Consider the following 1,029-nt stretch of genomic DNA (forward strand, 5'->3'; position numbering starts at 1 on the left):
ATTTGGGCCTAGCAGCATAGGATGGTTTTGGTCCAGGATTCCCACCGCAGTCCCCACACGAGGGCGTGGACACCTTCAAGACCGACGTGGCGTTCGACCATATCAAGCGCCGCTTCACGCTGCACCTCTCAGGCACGCCCTTCAAGGCCATCGCCAATGAGAAGTTCGCCGACGACGCCATCTACAACTGGACATACGCCGACGAGCAACAGGCCAAGCGCGACTGGCCTGCCGACTCCGAGCAGCCGAACCCCTACGCCAACCTCCCCAAGCTCAACCTGCTCACCTACCAGATGAGCGACATCGTCGAGCAGGAGGCCCGCGGCGGCATGGAGATCGAAGGCGAGCAGACCGAGTTCGCCTTCGACCTCAACGAGTTCTTCTCGACCAAGCAGAACGGCGGTTTCGTGCATGACGCCGACGTGGACAAGTTCCTCGACGCGCTCACCACGCAGGAGAAGTTCCCGTTCTCGACTCCTGAGCTACGCGACGAGCTGCGCCACACGTTCTGGATGCTCAACCGCGTCGACTCCGCCCGCGCGCTCGCCAAGAAGCTGAAGGCGCACCCCATCTTCGGGGACTACGAGGTGGTGCTTGCCGCCGGCGACGGCAAGATCGATGCCGACGACGAGAACGAGAAGTCGCTCGACAAGGTGCGCCGCGCGATCAAGGACCACGACAAGACCATCACCCTTTCGGTCGGCCAGCTCACCACGGGCGTGACCGTGCCGGAGTGGACCGCCGTGCTCATGCTCTCGAACATGGCGAGCCCCGCACTGTACATGCAGGCGGCCTTCCGCAGCCAGAACCCGTGCCTATTCGACCTGGGCGGCGGCAACTACGCGCGCAAGGAGAATGCCTACGTCTTCGACTTTGACCCGGCGCGCACGCTCACCATCTTCGAGCAGTTCGCCAACGACCTGTACGGCGAGACCGCGCGCGGCGGCGGCGACGTGGAGACGCGCGAGCGCCATATCCGCCAGCTGCTGAACTTCTTCCCCGTCTATGGCGAGGATGACGAGGGGCAGA

At 63.8% G+C, this 1,029-nt stretch carries 1 pseudogene; it reads left to right on the forward strand.

Annotated features, from left to right (window positions below):
* Positions 1-65 precede the first annotated feature (65 nt).
* Positions 66-1,029 (forward strand): annotated as a pseudogene (locus ACT84W_RS07080) (hypothetical protein); the annotation flags it as partial.

It is taken from the genome of Paratractidigestivibacter sp., from assembly GCF_052362415.1.
GTDB lineage: Bacteria > Actinomycetota > Coriobacteriia > Coriobacteriales > Atopobiaceae > Paratractidigestivibacter.